Below are 18391 nucleotides of genomic sequence, written 5' to 3' on the forward strand. Positions count from 1 at the left end.
CCAAAAGCAGGAGCGTTTTAAAGACAGCTTCTGGTATAGCTGTCTTTAAAGGATGGCTGACAAAAAACTTGAATTTTCACTGTCTTTAGGGATATAATAAAGGAAACTGCGAGCGAGGAAAGATGCAACGATGACAGAACTTTGGGATGCCTATGATGAAAATCGGCAATTGATTCCGGGAAAGACCATTGTACGTGAGACTTTTTCAACAGCAGATGACTTTCACTTGGTGGTTGAAGTCCTGCTTTTGCATGAAGATAATGCGGTGCTTTTTATGCATCGTTCTTCTGAAAAAGAAATTTTTCCGGGCTATTACGAGGCGACTGCCGGCGGCTCAGTCTTAAAAGGCGAGAACTCAGAGACAGCTGTTCGCCGGGAATTAAAGGAAGAGACGGGTCTAGAGGCCAGGCGTCTGCAGCTTCTTTTTCAATACAGCGATCCTCAGTACCATTCCCATTTTGATCATTATCTGGCTAGAACCGATGCGGATAAGAACAGCGTCAGTTATCAAAAAGGTGAGACAGACGGTCACATTTGGGTGGCTCCGGAAGACTTAGCAGATTTTCTGGAGAAGGAGGATGTCCTGCCTGCCAATGTGACAGAGCTGAAGATACTGTTTGGTTTGGAATAACAGCTTTCTGAGCCACTGTTTTATGAAATGGATTATTAAGGAGTTAAAATGACAGTAAAAGTAATCGCGACTGATATGGATGGTACTTTTTTGAATTCACAGGGTCAATATGACCATGAGCGCTTCCAAAAGCTGTTAAAACGGCTCCAAGAGAAAGATATTCATTTTGTTGTGGCAAGCGGCAATCAGTATCGGCAGCTGAAGGACCAGTTTCCCAATTGCCATGAGCAACTGACCTTTGTCGGTGAAAATGGTGCTAACATTGTGCATCAGGATAAGCCTTTGATTGAAGTTTTTCAAGAAAGAGAAGATCTTATCAACTTAATCCATTTTGTTGAGAAAGAATATCCTGAAGCTGTCATTTCTTTGTCAGGGGAGGAGAAAGCTTATCTGCGCAAAGATGTTCCTGATTATATCATAGAATGGCTGCTGCCTTTTCTGCCTAACTTAGAGCTTGTTGAGCAGCTGCTTCCGCTTCCTAGCGAACGGTTCTTCAAACTGACCCTCAAGGTTGAAGAAGGGGCTGTAAATCAGGTCATGCAGGCTATTAATACTTTTAAAACGAATGATCGTTTAGTAGGAACCAGCAGTGGTTTTGGCTGCATTGATGTTATCACAAAAGGGCTGCATAAAGGCTGGGCGCTTCAGCAATTACTGAAACGCTGGAATTGCACGAGAGATAATCTCATGGTATTTGGAGACAGCGGCAATGATGTTGAAATGCTGAAACTGGCTAAATATTCCTATGCGATGGCTGACGCTTCGCAGGAAGCTAAAATCGCAGCTCGTTATCAGGCAGGGTCAAATGATGATTTTGCTGTGCTGGAAACGATTGAAAACTATTTAGCAGATATATAGTAGAGCGTAAAATTGGGCAGCTGATCTCACTTTTTATCGTGTACACAGGCTAAGGAGGCATGAAATGTTAGATGGGCAAAAAACTTCCGCTCAGCGTTCCAAGGAAAGCGGCAGTGCTAAATTAGATACCTATCAGATGGAGCGGCTGCAGCTCTTTCATGAGACCAATCCGCAAGAACCGGCAGACGGGATTGTTTTTGCCGGTGATTCAATCACCGAATTTTTTCCTTTGAAAAAATATCTGGGGCGTGATAAACCGCTGATTAACAGAGGTATTGCCGGGACGGACTCTGTCTGGCTTTTGGAGCATCTGCAAGAGCAGGTGCTGGACTTACATCCGGCCAAAGTTTTTTTAATGATTGGCATCAATGATATCGGCAGAGGTTATGATTTATCGGCGATTGTCGGCAGAATCACAGATATGATAGCACAGATTCGAAGCCATAATATTTTTACCAAAATCTGCCTATTGTCTGTTTTACCAGTCAATGAAGGGGAACAGTATGCTGCCAAGGTGAAAATCAGAACTAACGCTGCTGTTCAAAAGCTGAATCAAGATTTGCAGGTTCTGGCAGGTGCTGAATATGTTGATTTGTATCCCTTGCTGCTGGATGACAGAGGAAATTTAGCAGAAACTAATACTATTGACGGCCTTCACCTAAGTCAGGCGGGTTATGCAAAAATAGCAGCTGCTTTAAAAGAAGAGCTGTAAATCTGACAGTTCAAAAAGTCAGCTTAATACTGCAGAAGTTCAAAAGTTCTGCGGTTTTTTTATTGTCTGTTTTCAGCCATAAAATTTTCGAAATAAGCCGAAAAATTCGAAAAAATACCCATATTTTTCACAAAAAGTAGTAATATAAAGGTATAAGTAAATGGTGCTGCATCTTGCGGCAAGCTCTATTATTAAGGAGGAATTCTCATGGATGAACTGAAAAAAATTTTGCTGGCCGGTATCGGTTTAACGTCGATGACCTATGAAAAGGCGAACGGCTTTGTTAAGGAATTGGTCGAAAAAGGCCGCATCACAGTGGATGAAGGCAAGGAATTGCAGTCTGAATTAAAGCGTAAGAGCCAGGCAGAGGCTCAGGAAGTTTTGGATAAGGTCAATGCTAAGACGCAGACTGTGCAGTATGCGACCAAAGAAGATGTTTCCCGTTTGGAAGCAAAGCTGGACGCTCTTTTGCAGCAGTCATCTGAAGAATAAGTTCCAGACAAGGGAAAGTTTATGTCAACTAAGCGTTTAAGAGAAATAGTCGCTGTTTTTAGCTCGGTCGGTCTGACAGCGCTTAAGGATAAAAAAAGACCGCTTGATGACCAAACAGGACCGCAAAAACTGCGTCAGGCCTTTGAAAAACTGGGGTCGAGTTTTGTCAAAATCGGCCAGATTTTATCCACCAGAAGTGATTTGCTGCCGGAAGCCTATATTAAAGAGCTGAGTAAACTGCAAAGCGATGTAGAGCCTTTGCCTAAAGATATTGTCATGTCTGCTATTCAGGCAGAGCTTAAGGAACCAATCAATAAAGTGTTTCAGTGGGTTTCTGATGAGCCGTTAGCCAGCGGTTCCGTTGCTCAAACGCATCTAGCCAAGCTTTATTCCGGTCAGGAAGTTGTGATTAAGATCCAAAGGCCTCATTTAGCGGACGTTATTGAAGAAGATATCAGTCTTTTGATTCGCCTGTCTCGCAGAATTCCGTCTGCTTTTATTCCCATGGTTAATGTGACTGATGTCTTATATCAGCTAAAGGGCAGTCTGATTCTTGAAATTGATTTTCGCAATGAGGCACAGGCCATGCTGGATTTTGCCGAACTCAACCAAGAAGTTAAATGTGTTGCTGTTCCTGCCGTCTTTACGGATTATACAACCCGGCATATGATCGTGGAAGAGTATATCTCCGGCATTCCCATCAATCATTATGAAGACTTACTTAAGGCCGGCTATGATTTGGAGGACATCGGCCGAAAGCTGATGCTCTCTTTTATCAAACAGGTCTTCAAAGACGGCTGTTTTCATGGTGATCCCCATCCGGGAAATCTCCTGATTCATGAAGGGCAGATTTATTTCATTGATTTTGGGATTACCGGAAGACTAGAAGATGCTATGCGGGCTTCTCTGAATGATATTCTCTACAGTTTCACGGCTCAGGATGTAGATGGAATGACCAAGGCCGTCCTTGATATTACCAACTTTGAGACCTCTGTCAATAAGATGGAGCTGAGTCAGGATGTTGAGCGTATGCTGGCTAAATATTCAAGCCTTGATTTGGGCGATTTATCCATCACGGATCTTCTGCAAGATTTGGTTGATATTTTCCTGAAAAATCACTTGAAAGCACCGTCGCAAATCGTTATTTTGGAAAAGGCTTCGCTGCAGATTGAAGGAATTTTCCGAGATTTGGCGCCCGATATTGATCTGATGACCCTGGCCAAGAATTATTTCCTTGAAAATATGGGGCCTGATCTGCTGAAGCAGGCGCTTAATAAGGAAGCTCTGCTGATAGAATTATTTTACCTGCTGAAAAACGGCAAAAATATTCCCAGGCGGATGAATCAGCTGCTGGAACAGGTCCTAAACGGGCGTATTCTCATCAATCATGACCTCTATGACTATGCGAATCGCATTAAAACAATCAACAGTATTGCCAATCGGCTGGTACTCAGCCTGATTTTTCTGGCTTTGATGCTCTCTGCCGGCTTGTTTAGCCTCAATGCAGCAATGCAGACCTTGTCTGAGTTCTTGCTGGTTTTGGCACTGCTTGTTTTAATCTGGGACATTGTTTTGATGGTTAAAAGCCGCCGTTAGGTAAATATTCAGGAGAGTTAGTATGAAGATAGAGCATGTAGCCATCTATGTCAAGGATTTAGAAGGCGCCTGTCATTTTTTTGAGACCTATTTTCAGGCGCGTTCAAATACGCTTTACCACAATCAAAAGAAAGCTTTTAAATCTTACTTTTTGTCTTTTGATGATGGTGCACGTTTAGAAATTATGAGCAAGGAAGGTATTGCTGAGCAGGAACTGCCTAAGGAACATCTGGGACTGATTCATTTTGCCATCAGCGTGGGCAGCAAAGAAAAAGTAGATGAGCTGACGAGCCGCCTTCAAGCCGATGGCTATCCTGTTTTGAGCGGTCCGCGGATAACAGGTGACGGTTACTACGAATCCTGTGTTTTGGGAATTGAAGATTGTCAGATAGAAATCACCGTTTAAGGTTCAAATCGTAGGATAGTATCAGTATATCTGAGGATTTTAGAGGAAAAAGCGCTTTCTAACTGTTATAATAACAATTATTATGATAACAGGAGGCAGTTACTATGACTAAACAATTTCCGGAAGGCTTTCTGTGGGGCGGTGCGACAGCTGCCAATCAGTTTGAAGGTGCCTGGGATGCTGACGGCCGCGGGCCTGCTACGTCTGATACCTCTCGCGCTGTAGCCCCTGAGGAACGTAAGACAATGGGGAGCGAGTTTACCACACCTATGAATCAAAAACGGTTAGACTTTGCTCTTAATGATAAGGAAGGTCTTTATCCTAAGCGCTGGGGATCTGACTTTTATCACCGCTATAAAGAAGATATCGCGCTTTATGCTGAAATGGGCTTTAAGACTTTCCGCCTATCCATTGCCTGGTCGCGGATTTTTCCTAAGGGTGATGAAAAAGAACCCAACGAAGCAGGGCTTGCATTTTATGACAAGGTTTTTGACGAGCTCAATAAATACGGCATTGAACCCTTGGTGACACTGTCGCATTATGAGTTTCCTATTCATCTGGTCAAAGAGTACGGCGGCTGGAAGAACCGCAAAGTTATTGATTTCTTCGTTCATTATGCAGAGACGGTCTTTAAACGCTACAAAGACAAGGTCAAGTACTGGCTGACTTTTAATGAAATTAATATCATTGGTATGACCGGATATCTTTCCGGAGGCCTGCTTTTTGAAGATGGTAAATTGCATCTGCAGGATATGTATCAGGCTGCCCATCATCAATTTATAGCATCGGCATTGGCTACCAAGGCGGCTCATGAAATCAATCCTGATGTCAAAGTTGGCTGTATGTTAGCGCGCATGCAGGCCTATCCGGCAACCTGCAATCCAGATGATGTCATGGAAGAAGTCCGAAAGGATCATGAAAATCTTTTCTTTTCGGATGTTCAAGTGCGCGGCAAATACCCATCTTACGCCAAACGATTCTTTAAGGAAAACCATATTCAGCTTGACATAGCTGAAGGGGATTTGGAAATTCTTGAAAAATTTCCTGTTGATTTCATGTCTTTCTCTTATTACATGAGTTCTCTTGCCCGTAAGGAAGTTGGCAAGGCAGCGACAGCCGGCAATCTCATGTTAAGTGAGCCCAATCCTTATCTAAAAGCTTCTGATTGGGGCTGGCAGATTGATCCTGTCGGACTGCGTATCACCTTAAACAATCTTTATGATCGCTATCAAATTCCGTTGATGGTCGTTGAAAATGGTCTGGGTGCTTTGGATAAGGTTGAAGAGGATGGCTCTATTCATGACCAGTATCGCATTGACTACCTCAAATCCCATGTTGAACAGATGTACGAAGCGATTGAAGACGGTGTTGACCTGATGGGTTATACCTGGTGGGGCTGTACCGATCTTGTTTCAGCATCGACATCAGAAATGTCCAAACGCTATGGCTTTGTCTATGTGGATGCTGATGATAAAGGGCAGGGAACCTTTAACCGCTCCCGCAAGGATTCTTTCTATTACTATAAGGAATTAATCGCAAGCAACGGGGCTAATGTACTGAACAAATAAGATTGAAAAGGAGTGTAAGGATGGCTCAAACGCTTTATCTCATGCGCCACGGCGAAACGTTATTTAACAAGCAAAAACGCGTTCAGGGCTGGTGCGATTCTCCCCTGACTGAAACAGGGATTGCTCAGGCAAAACAAGCAAGAGATTATTTTCTACGGCAGGGAATTCTCTTTGACAGAGCCTATTCTTCGACACAGGAACGAGCGACAGATACTTTGAGGCTGATTACCGACCTTCCCTATCAGCAGTTGAAAGGGCTGAAAGAAATGAATTTCGGTATCTTTGAAGCTCAGCCTGAGCTTTTGCTGCCCAAATTCAGACCGGGCAGCAGCTCTTTTGAGGATTTGCTGGTACCTTATGGCGGTGAGGACATTGATCAGGTTGGCCAGCGTGTTTATGACACCATTACTGAAACACTTGCCAAGGAACAGGCACAGACAAATCTGATGGTCAGCCACGGAGCAGCTCTTTACGGTCTTGTATTAAAGCTTAAGCTGGAACTCCCGCGGAATTTTCGCTTTGGCAACTGTGCGATCTGCCAATTTGATTGGTCCGGCAGCAGGCTGCATTTAATCAGTGTCATTGATCCGCTGACCGATCAGAAAATTGACTTATAAAGGAGATTTTTAGTGCGAACACTTTATTTAATGCGGCACGGGCAAACACGGTTTAATGTGCAGCAGCGTATTCAGGGCGCCAGCGATTCGCCGCTGACTGAGCTGGGTATTGAGCAGGCTAAAGCTGCAAAGCATTATTTTGAACAAAAAGGGATTAGCTTTGATAGCATTTATGCTTCGACACAAGAACGTGCTTGTGACACGGCTGAATTAGCCAGCGGACGACCGGATTATGTGCGGCTGAAGGGGCTGAAAGAACAGGATTTTGGTGCCTTTGAGGGTCAGCAGGAGTACCTCAACCCTCCCTTGCAGGGAGATATCGGTTATGGGGATTATTTTGTGACTTACGGCGGTGAATCGTATTTAGATGTTCGGCAGCGAATGGAAGAAACGATCCGGCAGATACTGGAGACTGAAAAAGATCCCTCGACGATTCTGATGGTCAGTCATGGAGCTGCTATTGCTCAGTTTTACCGTCAGGTCATTGCCAATTATCCGCGTATTCGCATGACAAACTGTGCTATTTTGAAATTTACCTATGAAAAGGGCCGCTTTGACCTTCTGTCGGCTGCGGATCCGGTTGCGGGTAAAAGGTTATATATCAAGGACGAAGAGCGCTGATTGATACATTAGGAACTTGAATTAAATAATGATAAAAGGAGATGCAAATGACAACTTTTAAACCATTCCCGGACGGGTTTTTATGGGGAGGAGCGACAGCTGCTAACCAATGCGAAGGAGCATATGATGTCGATGGCCGCGGCCTGGCCAATGTTGACGTGGTGCCGATTGGCGATGATCGTTTTCCTATTATTGCCGGAAAAAAGAAAATGTTCGATTTTGAGGACGGCTATTTCTATCCAGCCAAAGAATCCATTGACATGTATCATCACTTCAAGGAGGATATTGCACTTTTTGGCGAAATGGGTTTTAAAACCTACCGTCTGTCTATTGCCTGGACACGTATTTTTCCTAAAGGAGATGAATTGGAACCAAATGAAAAAGGGCTTCAATTCTATGAAGACTTGTTCAAGGAATGCCATAAATACGGTATCGAGCCGCTGGTGACCATTACGCACTTTGACTGTCCGATGCATCTAATCAAAGAATACGGCGGCTGGCGCAACCGCAAGATGCTGGAATTTTACGAACGTCTCTGCCGGACACTTTTTACGCGTTATAAAGGACTGGTCAAATATTGGCTGACCTTTAATGAAATCAATATGATTCTTCACGCGCCGTTTATGGGTGCAGGTCTCTATTTTGAAGAGGACGAAAATGAAGAAGAAGTGAAGTACCAATCCGCTCACCATGAATTGGTCGCATCAGCTATTGCTACTAAATTGGCTCATGAAATCGACCCTGATAACAAGGTCGGCTGTATGCTGGCTGCCGGTCAGTATTATCCAAACACCTGCAATCCTAAAGATTATTGGCAAGCCATGCAGGAAGACCGGTCTAACTATTTCTTTATTGATGTGCAGGCACGCGGGGAATACCCGAACTATGCTAAAAAGCAATTTGAAAGAGATGGACTTAACATTGTCATGACTGAGGAAGATCTGCAGCTTTTGAAAGAAAATACAGTTGATTTTGTTTCCTTTTCTTACTATTCCAGCCGTGTAGCTTCAGCTGATCCAAAAGCTAATGAAGAAACACAGGGAAATATCTTTGCCTCTATTAAAAATCCTTATTTGGCATCATCTGAATGGGGCTGGCAGATTGACCCGCTGGGACTTCGGATCACCTTAAATACGATATGGGATCGTTACCAAAAACCTATGTTTATTGTTGAAAACGGCCTTGGTGCAGTTGATGTGCCGGATGAAAACGGCTATGTTGAAGATGATTACCGGATTGATTATCTGCGTGAACACATAAAAGCCATGAATGCCGCGATCAATGAAGACGGCGTTGAGCTTTTGGGCTATACCACTTGGGGCTGTATTGATCTGGTATCAGCAGGAACAGGTGAAATGAAGAAGCGGTACGGCTTTATCTATGTCGATCGTGACAATGAAGGTAAGGGAAGCTTGAAGCGTTCCAAGAAGAAATCGTTTGACTGGTATAAGCAAGTCATAGCTTCAAATGGCACGGATATTGATTAAGGACAGAAGCGGCGCAAGCCGCTTCAGACTGTAGACAAACCTTCATTTGCTTATCTTGATAAACAAAAAGAATCTGCAGACTAGCCTATAAATTTAAATGTTCACGAGCGCAAGCGAGCTAACTAAAGGATACTTCCGCCGTGATGAAAGTGTCAGAATTGGGACATGTAAGCCGATTCTGACACGCGGAAACTTTGAGACTAATCGAACACGGGCTGTGGACTGTGCAAAATAGATGAGTATCTCCTAAAGCCTTCTGAGACTCGTCGTCGAACTCCCTAATTTTGCTGTGTCCACTAAAACGCCCTTTGTATCTTACATTAGGCTCAAAGTTTAGGCATGGAATTCCTTAGGAAGTCGCTGCCGTCCGACATCACCTAAGGAAGTATCAAAGAAAAGAGACTTTTTCTTCAAACTGAAGCGGCGCAAGCCGTTTTTTAAGGTTTGGCATTTTCACGAGAAAACATCGGGTGATTGTTTTGGTGTTATAAAACTTGAAGTTTAGAAAGTTTGGTGATAAGTTGGGCACAAAGAAAATAGGGATGAAGCAGCTGTTGCTTTATTTGCTGGGAATTGTGATTTTGGCAGCGGGGATCTGCCTTAATACGAAAACGCAGTTAGGCGTATCTCCCGTTATTTCGGTAGCATATAATGCCGGACAGATTTTGAAACTTCCGATTGGGGCAACAACCTTTGCTTATTACTGCTTTTTGATTTTCCTGCAGTATTGTCTTTTGCGAAAGAATTTTGAGGCTGTGCAGCTGCTGCAGGTCATCGCCGGTTTTTTGACCAGTTTTTTTATTCAGCTCTATGATAATATACTGCCTGTTCCGGAAAGCCTCTTGGCTAAGTGGCTGCTGCTTTTTATAGCTATTATATTAACTGGGGTCGGCGCTTCTTTAACGATTGCCATGCAGGTCATTCCCAATCCTGCGGATGGTTTGGCAAATACGCTGGGTTTTGTTTGCCGCAGAAATTTTGGATTTGGTAAAAATTTTTTGGATGCCCTCTGTATTCTTATCGCCTTATGGTTAGGCTGGTTTTTTAAGCGAAGCTTTTTGGGGATTGGGCTTGGAACAGTAGCCGCCATGCTGCTGACGGGTCGGGTCATTGCCTTTTGCCATCCCTACTCGGAAAAACTGTTTGAAAAGTTGCCTAATCGCACTGCAAAAGATAATTGACCGCAGCTTATCTATCTTTTGGGGCAATAAGAATTCCCTTCAAGAGATTTTAGTGTATAATAGAGCTTATGAAACTTAATAAAAATTACATTCTGTATCCTGTTTTAGTGTTTGTCATTTGTTATGCAGCCGTGGCAAATTGGTCTAAGGGAGCAGAATTACTCAATACTTTCTTTGCTGCCCTGTCTCCTTTTTTAGCAGGCGCTGCTATTGGTTATATTGTCAACATTGTCATGAGTGCTTATGAAAAATTATATGACAAGTTAATAAAATCGCCTCGCCTGCAAAAGGCCAAGCGTCCTGTAACTATGATTTTGGCTTATGCGACCTTCGTTCTTGTAGTAACTCTGATTTTCACCATTGTGCTGCCGGATTTGATTGCCAGTCTTCAGTCACTCTTAGCCATTGATCCAAAAGATATTCAGGCGCTTATTAATGACGTTCAGCACAACAAATGGGTTTCAAGGATTTTAGCCGCTTTTGGGACAGATAAACAGCTCAGCAGTTTAATCTCGGACTACAGCCGGCAGATTCTAAGCCAATTTCTATCTGTTTTAACCAATGTCTTAGCTTCTGTAACATCTATTGCCTCAGCCTTAATTTCCATCTTTGTCAGTATCATTTTTTCCATGTATGTTTTGGCTAATAAGGAAAAATTGGGTTATCAGTTTAATCTTCTGGTAGATACTTATCTTGGGCGTCATGCTAAGAAAGTCCACTATCTTCGTGATATCTTACATCAGCGTTTTCACGGCTTTTTTGTCGGTCAAACCTTAGAGGCTATGATTTTGGGCAGTCTGACTGCAGTAGGGATGATGCTGCTTGGTTTGCCTTATGCCGCGACTATCGGTATCTTGATTGCTTTTACAGCCCTAATACCGGTTGTAGGTGCCTATATCGGAGTGACCATCGGTCTTATTTTAATCATGACCCAGTCATTTTCACAGGCCATCATTTTCCTGATTTTTATCGTTCTTTTGCAGCAGTTTGAAGGCAACGTTATCTATCCGAGAGTGGTCGGCGGATCAATCGGTCTGCCGTCAATGTGGGTGCTCTTAGCCATTACGCTTGGCGGAGCACTGGCAGGGATTGTTGGTATGCTGGTAGCCGTCCCTATTTTAGCCAGTCTCTATCAAATCATCAAAGATCATGTTTATCAAAAACAAGCTCATAATCAACGTCAAGGCGGTTAAGGCCTTGGCGTTTTGCTATTTTTAAGACAGTAGGATAGTATCAGATATTAAGAGAATGCCACTATCTTTTAGCAAACAGTATGATTTATAATAAGACTAGAAAATCATTAGGAGTATGTGATGAGCAGAAAAATTATTTTTTTGGATGTAGACGGAACTCTGGTGGATTATAATAATCGCATTCCGCAGTCGGCAGTAACAGCTGTTCTCAAGGCGCGGCAAAATGGTCATCTGGTGTTTGTCTCAACAGGACGCAGCCGAGCAGAGATGCAGCCGGAACTTTGGGACATTGGTCTAGATGGCATGATCGGCGGCAACGGCTCTTATGTAGAATATAACGGGCAGGTCATTATGCACCAGCTGCTTTCTCCAGCGGAGTCTAAAGCCGCTGTTGATTGGCTGCACGAACGCGGTTTGGAATTTTATTTGGAAAGCAATAATGGCCTTTTTGCCAGCAGGAATTTCAAGGAGCGTGCACGCGAAACCCTAAAAATTTATGCCATGCGTAAAGGAAAGACATCAGCAGAAGTTGAACATCAAGAAGTCGAAGATGTCATACACGGTCTTATTTTCGGAGGCAGTCTTTACCGTGATGATCTCAATAAAATCAGTTTTGTTCTTGATTCCTATCAAGATTACTTGGATGCCCAAAAGGCTTTCCCGGATCTAAAGGTCGGCACCTGGGGCGGCCGTGGGGAGACAGCGCTTTTTGGCGATCTGGGTGTCAAAGACATTACTAAAGCGCACGCTATTGACGTCCTTTTACAGCATTTAAATGCCGATAAAAAAGAAACGATTGCCTTTGGTGATGCCAAAGTTGACATCCCCATGCTGCAATATTGTGAGATAGGGGTTTCTATGGGCAATGGCGGAGCGGAAATTTTAGCCATGGCAGATATGGTGACAGCTGATGTTGAAGAAGACGGACTTTACAAAGCTTTTGAAAGATTAGGGCTGCTTGCTGATTGAAAATATGCAGAGTTTCTTAAGAAAATTGAAAGAAAACAGTAATCAAAGAGTAAAGGCAGTCGTTTAAACTATTTGAAATGGTTTATATAGACATATACTGAAAGCGGGATAAGGAATTTAATAAGAAAGCCTTTTTAAATTCTGTCTTGCTTTTTTCTATATAGAAATAATTGATTTTTTGACCTTAAAATTGTATAATTAAAATAGTTCTATTTAGAAATAATTACAAAAGGAGATCGCATGACCGAACTAGCACGGGGTGGTTATCTAATCAGTCACATCAATCTTTTGAACGGGCGCCTGTTCAACAAGCTGCTGGCTGACGAAGAAGAAGCCGCCTATTCAGGAGAGCAGGGCAAAATTCTGAGCTGCCTTTGGGTCACAGAGCCCTTGACAGCAACGGATATAGCCATAAAGACCGGACTGGCTAATAATACGCTGACTAAGATGTTAAAGCGTTTAGAAACACAAGGCTTAATTGTTTCGCGGCCGCATCCTAAAGACAAACGCAAGCGCTGCTATTATTTAACAGATCTGGGAAAATCGCAGCAAACTGTCGGCGAGAAAGTCAGTCAAGCCTTAGGCCAAATTTTTTACAAGGGTTTCTCGCAAGAAGAAATTCAGCAGTTTGAAAAAGATCTGACTAAGGTGATGCAAAATTTAGAAGCCGCCAGTCCCAGGTGGAAGGAGAAGCTATGATTCGTTTTGAAAATGTCAGCAAGTCTTACGGACAGGAAAAGGTACTGGATGACCTCAATTTTGAAGTTGAAGAAGGGGAATTCTTTGTCCTGATCGGCCCCAGCGGCAGCGGTAAAACAACGACACTTAAGATGATCAATCGTTTAATTGAGCCCAGTCAGGGAAAAATCTTCTTGAATCAGCAGGCTATTACTGCTCTTTCTTTGCGTGATTTGCGCCTGTCAACAGGTTATGTTTTACAGCAGATTGCCCTTTTCCCGAATCTGACAGTCAGGGAAAACATTGAACTGATTCCTGAGATGAAGGGCTGGCCAAAAGAAGAGCGCTTGGAAAAAACCAAGGATTTACTCAATAAGGTCGGTCTGGGTGCGGATAAGTATTTGGAGCGCTATCCTAGAGATTTATCAGGCGGCGAGCAGCAGCGGGTCGGAATTTTACGAGCTATCATCGCTAACCCTTCTATCCTTTTGATGGATGAACCGTTTTCAGCTTTGGATCCGATTTCTCGAAAACAGCTGCAGGATCTGACGCTTTCTCTTCAAAAAGAGCTGGGGATAACAATCGTTTTTGTGACTCACGATATCGATGAAGCGAAGAAGTTAGCGGATCGGGTAGCTGTTTTTCAAGAAGGAAAAATTGTGCAGCTGGCCAGTCCTAGGGAAGTTGAGAAGTCTCCTGCTAATGCATTTGTGGCAGACTTATTTGGGGGTGACAGACAATGACGGATTTAATCACTACCTTCCAAGACCGTTTTGCTGATTGGCTGCAGTCTTTATTGGAGCACTTGCAAATTTCTCTGCTGTCGCTCTTACTCGCTATTATCATTGCGATTCCTTTGGCCATCGTCATCAGCCACCGCAAGCGTCTGACAGAGATTATTTTGCAGATTTCAGGGATCTTTCAGACCATTCCTTCTCTGGCATTATTGGGACTTTTTATTCCCTTTGTAGGGATTGGAACAGTGCCTGCTGTTGCTGCCTTGGTTATTTACGCGCTTTTTCCCATTTTGCAAAATACCATCACAGGTCTAACAACTATTGACCCCAGTCTAGTTGAAGCCGGTCAGGCTTTTGGGATGACTAAGTGGGAGCGGCTTAAAAAATTCGAACTTGCTCTGGCTATGCCGGTTATGATTTCCGGTGTCAGAACAGCAGCCGTCATGATTATTGGAACAGCGACCTTGGCGGCGCTGATTGGTGCCGGCGGCCTTGGTTCATTCATTTTGCTGGGTATTGACCGTAATAACAGTTCTTTGATTTTGATAGGTGCCATTTCTTCAGCGCTTTTAGCGATTTTGTTCAATCTGGCTATCAAGATTTTGGAAAAAGCATCTTTGAAAAAGATAGTCTTGGCCTTTTTGATTATGATAATCGGCTTGGGTGCCTCTTATCTGCCCAACATGATAAAGGCCAGCCAGAATAAAGAAGAGATTGTTATCGCCGGCAAGATGGGACCTGAACCTGAAATTCTGATTAATATGTACAAGGAATTAATCGAACAGGACAGCAATCTGTCGGTGACGGTCAAGCCTAATTTTGGTAAGACAAGTTTCCTGTATGAAGCTTTGAAAAAAGGGGATATTGATATCTACCCGGAATTTACAGGAACTGTTACTGCCAGTCTGTTAAAGAATCCTCCTCAGACATCTACCGATCCACAAAAGGTTTATCAGGAAGCACGCGACGGGATTTTAAAACAAGATAATCTTGTTTATTTAAAACCGATGAAATACCAGAATACCTATGCTGTAGCAGTTAAAAAAGCCTTTGCCAAGGAAAACGGCCTTCAAACAATTTCTGACTTAAAGAAAGTCGAAAATTCTGCTAAGGCCGGCTTTACTCTGGAATTTAATGACAGAGAAGACGGCAATAAAGGTCTGAAAACTGTTTACGGTCTTAATTTGCAGGTCTCTACCATGGAGCCGGCTCTGCGCTATCAAGCCATTCAAAATGGTGATGTTGCCATAACAGATGCCTACTCAACAGATTCAGAAATTAAAGCCTATAATCTGCTGGTTCTAAAAGATGATAAACAGCTCTTCCCGCCTTATCAGGGAGCACCTTTGCTCAAGGAAGAATTGCTGAAAAAGCATCCGGAACTCAAAAAGATTTTAAATCGTCTGGCTGGTAAAATCACCGAAGCCCAGATGAGTGAGATGAATTATCAAGTCAAGGAAAAAGGCAAATCTGCAAAGACAGTAGCCCACAACTATCTGAAAGAAGCAGGGCTGCTGGATTAAAGGATTCTTGCCTGATCTGCATTGATTTTAAAAAAGAGTGGATAGAAATATTTTATATTTTTAAAGCTAACTAAAAAGACGAAGATAAGCAGTACTTAAACCGTTTATCTCCGTCTTTTTTATTTTGTCTGAAAATCAATGGGCAGAAGCACCAGACGTTGCATCAGCAGCTCCTGTATCATTGCTGCTGGAAGCACCGGAGGTTGTGTCACTGCCGCTGTCAGAAGCGCCGGAAGTCGCGTCAGCCCCTGCAGCACCGCCGACTAATCTTTGACCTGTTGTCTGCAGATACCAGTCCAGCCAAGGTCTGAAATTAAAGACAATTTCGTTGATACCTGCAAAAGAACCATCCGGATAGTACATTGCCTGATAGTTATGCGTGTTGATTACGCTTGGATTAGGATTTGGCACCAGTGTGCGGACGTATTCTTGATTGCCGTTGCGCAGGCTGCCGATAACCCACTCGACATTTTTCATCCGTTCAGGCGGAAGGCTGTTGTGAACCGTTGACAAACGGCTGCCTGACTGCGATGGCACACGCTTAGCAAACATGGTGTCGGGATCTTGATGAGCATTATTGTAATACAGGAATTGGTTGTTGTCATCAGAATAGGTCAGCTCAAACGGCATGGCTTTTAAGAACATATTGATTTGGTCAACTGTCAAAATACCATGATCCAGTTTGACATAGGTGTCGCCTGAAACAGCACCTGTAACCTCGGCAACTTTTTCAACCCATTCGGGATCGTCCGGATCAACCTCTGTAACGGATGTTGCAATAGGATGATTGCAGTCTAAATCTTCTGGTTCAATTGGTTTTGGTTTTTGCAATTTTGATACCACTCCTACGTAACTAACAAAATTATCTAAGCAGGTTTCCAAAAATTCGACAGTACCTTTGTTAATAATATTGCCCTTATCATCAAAAGCTTCTTTAGCTTTGCCGAGCAGGAATTCATTTCCCGGAAGGGTGTAGGCATTAACTCCCGGCGCATCTAGAATTTTTCTCAGATGAACCTGTGCGCGTGATGTTCCTTGATCGTAATAGGAAGCACCGACAATCATAACCGGCTTGTTTTCGAAGGGATGTACCTCACAGGACAGCCATTCCAAAACGCTTTTTAAGGCAGCGGTAATGGTATGATTGTGTTCAGGGGTTGCAATGATAACACCGTCTGCGCGTGTGATTTTATTGTACAAAAGCCTCAGCTGAAAGCTTTCCTTCCAGTCTTGATCCTGATTGAACATCGGTACTTCATCAATTTCTAATACTTCCAATTCAAATTTCAGTTTAAATTGCTTTCTGATGAATTCCAATAATTTGCGATTGTACGATTGCTCTGCATTGGAACCTACAAGTCCTACAAATTTCATGTTATTTTCTCCTTTAATAAGATACAAAGGGCATTAAGAAAGCGAGAAGAAATAGGAGCCTCGCGCCATGCGCTTTGCGCATAAGGCAGACTATCTTTTTCTCGACGCTTTTAGCCCATGTTCAATTCACCTTATAAGCTTTCCCAATCAAAATTTTCTGCCTCTTTATGCAGAAGTTCCTGAGCACTTGATAGTTTTTCGGTGATTTTCACAAAAATACGAAAGTCGTCAAAAATGGCATCAAGTTTTTGGAAGGTATCTAAATCAGTAAGGTTGCCGTCTTTATCAAAAGCTTCTAAGGAATGGGAAAGCAGAAATTCATCCGGAAGGACACTGGCCTTGATTTCCGGAGCATTAAGCATTTGCCGCAGCTGCAGCTGGGCACGTGATGAGCCCAGTGTTCCATAAGAAGCTCCTGTAATCATAACCGGTTTATTCAAAAGCGGGTAAATGCCGTAAGACAGCCAAGCCAGAGCACTCATCAAAGCAGCAGGAACCGAATGGTCATATTCAGGTGTTCCAATAATAACGCCATCGGCAGCTTCAATTTTAGCAGCGATTTCAGTTACTTGTTCAGGAAGTTTTTTATCGGCCGGTTTATTGAACATGGGGAGATCCTTGATTTCGACCAGTTCAATATCAGCCTTGTCAGCAAAATGTTTTTGCATGTATTGCAGCAATTGGCGGTTGGTGGATTTTTTTGAATTTGTACCAACTAATCCAATAAGTTTCATCATGTCATACCTCTTTTCTTTTGGGTTTAGTAAAGGGGGATAAAAGTATTTTTTAAGCCATTTGAGATGGCCAAGCGGTTATCTCTGGTAATGATAATGCCTTCGATATGCTTGGTTTGATTAATCGTCTCCATAGCCAGCGGAATCGGCAGGCCAAACAAACGCGTTGTCCAAATCTCACCGTCAAGCGAGAGATCTGAAATAATACTGAGACTAGCCATCTGTGTTTCGATCGGATAGCCTGTATTTTTATCAAAAATATGGTGATAGTCTTTCCCGCCGACTTGCAGGTGGCGCTCGTAAATGCCGGAAGTGACAACAGATTGATTGTAGATTTTAACGATTCCGACATTTTGATTTCGCGGTTTGCGGGGATCTTGGATACCAATGTGCCAAAACCCTCCGGGTCGCTTTGAGTTAGGCCCGTAGACTAAAAGATTGCCGCCCAAATTAATCATAGCAGAAGCAGCGCCTTGATTTTTTAAATAGGCAATAATCTTATCGGCAATATAGCCCTTTGCCAGAGCGCCGAGATCTATCTTCATTCCTTTTTGGGCTAGGAAGACTGTCTTTTTTTGAGCATCCAAAATAATATTATGCGGGTCGATGAGCTTTAACTGTTCATCGATCTGAGACGGATCCGGAAGATGGGCATCATCAAAGCCGATGCGCCAAGTCTGTACCAAAGGTCCGATAGCGATATTAAGGTTGCCGGGCTTCTCTAAACTGTGCTCTTTTCCGATTTGAATCAATTCAAATAAATCCGGATGAACAGCAACAGCGTTCAGTCCGGCCTGATGATTGACAGCCATTAATTCTGAATCATCGCTGTTGGCGCTGAAGCGATGCTCATACATTTTTAAAAGTTGGCAGGCACTCTCGACAAGTTCTTTGGCATTGCCGGCTTCAGCCACGATATCAATCGTTGTTCCCATCAGGTGCAAAGTTTGCTGTGCCTGCAATTATTTCACCTCCCTTAAAATGTTTCTTATTAATATGATAGCGTTTTCTGAA

19 protein-coding genes are annotated in these 18391 nt (G+C 43.1%); 16 read left to right on the forward strand and 3 right to left on the reverse strand.

All coding sequences use genetic code 11. The annotated features are described in order from the left end of the window. Nucleotides 1-130 precede the first annotated feature (130 nt). The 16 genes from G573_RS0106920 (at nt 131) to G573_RS0106995 (ending at nt 15269) form a co-directional block, all read left to right on the forward strand. On the forward strand, nt 131-631 hold the full coding sequence (locus G573_RS0106920) for an NUDIX hydrolase (RefSeq protein WP_027976029.1): 501 nt from the start codon (nt 131-133) through the stop codon (nt 629-631). Nucleotides 632-679: 48 nt separating this feature from the next. Then, on the forward strand, nt 680-1489 hold the full coding sequence (locus tag G573_RS0106925; protein ID WP_027976030.1) for a Cof-type HAD-IIB family hydrolase: 810 nt from the start codon (nt 680-682) through the stop codon (nt 1487-1489). Nucleotides 1490-1553: 64 nt separating this feature from the next. Then, nucleotides 1554-2201 carry an SGNH/GDSL hydrolase family protein gene (locus tag G573_RS0106930; protein ID WP_027976031.1) on the forward strand — a complete coding sequence of 216 codons (648 nt, stop codon included), beginning with the start codon at nt 1554-1556 and terminating at the stop codon, nt 2199-2201. A 207-nt stretch (nt 2202-2408) separates the two neighbouring features. Next, complete coding sequence (locus G573_RS0106935) at nt 2409-2693, forward strand: phasin family protein (protein WP_027976032.1); 285 nt, start codon at nt 2409-2411, stop codon at nt 2691-2693. Nucleotides 2694-2714: 21 nt separating this feature from the next. After that, nucleotides 2715-4289, forward strand: coding sequence for an ABC1 kinase family protein (locus tag G573_RS0106940; protein WP_027976033.1), 1575 nt, complete (start codon nt 2715-2717; stop codon nt 4287-4289). Between the two features lie 22 nt (nt 4290-4311). Continuing rightward, nucleotides 4312-4695 (forward strand): VOC family protein, encoded by a 384-nt coding sequence (locus tag G573_RS0106945; protein WP_027976034.1) that lies wholly within the window; start codon nt 4312-4314, stop codon nt 4693-4695. A gap of 104 nt (nt 4696-4799) precedes the next feature. Next, entirely contained in the window at nt 4800-6263 is a 1464-nt protein-coding gene (locus G573_RS0106950; protein ID WP_027976035.1) for a glycoside hydrolase family 1 protein, read from the forward strand. A 20-nt stretch (nt 6264-6283) separates the two neighbouring features. After that, complete coding sequence (locus G573_RS0106955; RefSeq protein ID WP_027976036.1) at nt 6284-6880, forward strand: histidine phosphatase family protein; 597 nt, start codon at nt 6284-6286, stop codon at nt 6878-6880. Nucleotides 6881-6910: 30 nt separating this feature from the next. Beyond that, nucleotides 6911-7501, forward strand: coding sequence for a histidine phosphatase family protein (locus G573_RS0106960; RefSeq protein ID WP_211218570.1), 591 nt, complete (start codon nt 6911-6913; stop codon nt 7499-7501). A gap of 47 nt (nt 7502-7548) precedes the next feature. Continuing rightward, entirely contained in the window at nt 7549-8988 is a 1440-nt protein-coding gene (locus tag G573_RS0106965; protein WP_027976038.1) for a 6-phospho-beta-glucosidase, read from the forward strand. 542 nt (nt 8989-9530) lie between these two features. Beyond that, nucleotides 9531-10169 carry a YczE/YyaS/YitT family protein gene (locus G573_RS11005; protein ID WP_037586844.1) on the forward strand — a complete coding sequence of 213 codons (639 nt, stop codon included), beginning with the start codon at nt 9531-9533 and terminating at the stop codon, nt 10167-10169. 68 nt (nt 10170-10237) lie between these two features. Then, nucleotides 10238-11362 carry an AI-2E family transporter gene (locus tag G573_RS0106975; RefSeq protein ID WP_027976039.1) on the forward strand — a complete coding sequence of 375 codons (1125 nt, stop codon included), beginning with the start codon at nt 10238-10240 and terminating at the stop codon, nt 11360-11362. Nucleotides 11363-11482: 120 nt separating this feature from the next. Beyond that, nucleotides 11483-12331, forward strand: coding sequence for an HAD family hydrolase (locus tag G573_RS0106980; RefSeq protein ID WP_027976040.1), 849 nt, complete (start codon nt 11483-11485; stop codon nt 12329-12331). A 240-nt stretch (nt 12332-12571) separates the two neighbouring features. After that, entirely contained in the window at nt 12572-13030 is a 459-nt protein-coding gene (locus tag G573_RS0106985; protein ID WP_037586845.1) for a MarR family winged helix-turn-helix transcriptional regulator, read from the forward strand. Further along, a complete protein-coding gene (locus G573_RS0106990) occupies nt 13027-13752 on the forward strand; it encodes an ABC transporter ATP-binding protein (RefSeq protein WP_027976042.1) in 726 nt (241 codons plus the stop codon). Before G573_RS0106985 ends, G573_RS0106990 begins: the two co-directional genes overlap by 4 nt. Beyond that, complete coding sequence (locus G573_RS0106995) at nt 13749-15269, forward strand: ABC transporter permease/substrate-binding protein (RefSeq protein WP_027976043.1); 1521 nt, start codon at nt 13749-13751, stop codon at nt 15267-15269. The genes G573_RS0106990 and G573_RS0106995 overlap by 4 nt, the downstream gene beginning before the upstream one ends. Before the next feature lie 135 nt (nt 15270-15404). On the opposite strand, the gene G573_RS0107000 is transcribed toward G573_RS0106995, so the two are convergent. The 3 genes from G573_RS0107000 to G573_RS0107010 all read right to left on the reverse strand — a co-directional run bounded on the left by G573_RS0107000 (nt 15405) and on the right by G573_RS0107010 (nt 18339). Continuing rightward, on the reverse strand, nt 15405-16643 hold the full coding sequence (locus tag G573_RS0107000) for an NAD(P)H-dependent oxidoreductase (RefSeq protein ID WP_027976044.1): 1239 nt from the start codon (nt 16641-16643) through the stop codon (nt 15405-15407). A 131-nt stretch (nt 16644-16774) separates the two neighbouring features. Further along, nucleotides 16775-17377: an NADPH-dependent FMN reductase gene (locus G573_RS0107005; protein ID WP_027976045.1), complete on the reverse strand. Its 603-nt coding sequence runs from the start codon at nt 17375-17377 to the stop codon at nt 16775-16777. Between the two features lie 26 nt (nt 17378-17403). Further along, complete coding sequence (locus G573_RS0107010) at nt 17404-18339, reverse strand: FAD:protein FMN transferase (RefSeq protein ID WP_027976046.1); 936 nt, start codon at nt 18337-18339, stop codon at nt 17404-17406. Between the last annotated feature and the right edge of the window lie 52 nt (nt 18340-18391).

This window comes from Streptococcus devriesei DSM 19639 (assembly GCF_000423725.1).
In the GTDB taxonomy this organism is placed as follows: Bacteria; Bacillota; Bacilli; order Lactobacillales; family Streptococcaceae; genus Streptococcus; species Streptococcus devriesei.

Coding starts and splice junctions, on each gene's coding strand:
- G573_RS0106920 (WP_027976029.1), top strand. CDS start 131: ATGACAGAACTTTGGGATGCCTATGATGAAAATCGGCAATTGATTCCG.
- G573_RS0106925 (WP_027976030.1), top strand. CDS start 680: ATGACAGTAAAAGTAATCGCGACTGATATGGATGGTACTTTTTTGAAT.
- G573_RS0106930 (WP_027976031.1), top strand. CDS start 1,554: ATGTTAGATGGGCAAAAAACTTCCGCTCAGCGTTCCAAGGAAAGCGGC.
- G573_RS0106935 (WP_027976032.1), top strand. CDS start 2,409: ATGGATGAACTGAAAAAAATTTTGCTGGCCGGTATCGGTTTAACGTCG.
- G573_RS0106940 (WP_027976033.1), top strand. CDS start 2,715: ATGTCAACTAAGCGTTTAAGAGAAATAGTCGCTGTTTTTAGCTCGGTC.
- G573_RS0106945 (WP_027976034.1), top strand. CDS start 4,312: ATGAAGATAGAGCATGTAGCCATCTATGTCAAGGATTTAGAAGGCGCC.
- G573_RS0106950 (WP_027976035.1), top strand. CDS start 4,800: ATGACTAAACAATTTCCGGAAGGCTTTCTGTGGGGCGGTGCGACAGCT.
- G573_RS0106955 (WP_027976036.1), top strand. CDS start 6,284: ATGGCTCAAACGCTTTATCTCATGCGCCACGGCGAAACGTTATTTAAC.
- G573_RS0106960 (WP_211218570.1), top strand. CDS start 6,911: ATGCGGCACGGGCAAACACGGTTTAATGTGCAGCAGCGTATTCAGGGC.
- G573_RS0106965 (WP_027976038.1), top strand. CDS start 7,549: ATGACAACTTTTAAACCATTCCCGGACGGGTTTTTATGGGGAGGAGCG.
- G573_RS11005 (WP_037586844.1), top strand. CDS start 9,531: ATGAAGCAGCTGTTGCTTTATTTGCTGGGAATTGTGATTTTGGCAGCG.
- G573_RS0106975 (WP_027976039.1), top strand. CDS start 10,238: ATGAAACTTAATAAAAATTACATTCTGTATCCTGTTTTAGTGTTTGTC.
- G573_RS0106980 (WP_027976040.1), top strand. CDS start 11,483: ATGAGCAGAAAAATTATTTTTTTGGATGTAGACGGAACTCTGGTGGAT.
- G573_RS0106985 (WP_037586845.1), top strand. CDS start 12,572: ATGACCGAACTAGCACGGGGTGGTTATCTAATCAGTCACATCAATCTT.
- G573_RS0106990 (WP_027976042.1), top strand. CDS start 13,027: ATGATTCGTTTTGAAAATGTCAGCAAGTCTTACGGACAGGAAAAGGTA.
- G573_RS0106995 (WP_027976043.1), top strand. CDS start 13,749: ATGACGGATTTAATCACTACCTTCCAAGACCGTTTTGCTGATTGGCTG.
- G573_RS0107000 (WP_027976044.1), bottom strand. CDS start 16,643: ATGAAATTTGTAGGACTTGTAGGTTCCAATGCAGAGCAATCGTACAAT.
- G573_RS0107005 (WP_027976045.1), bottom strand. CDS start 17,377: ATGAAACTTATTGGATTAGTTGGTACAAATTCAAAAAAATCCACCAAC.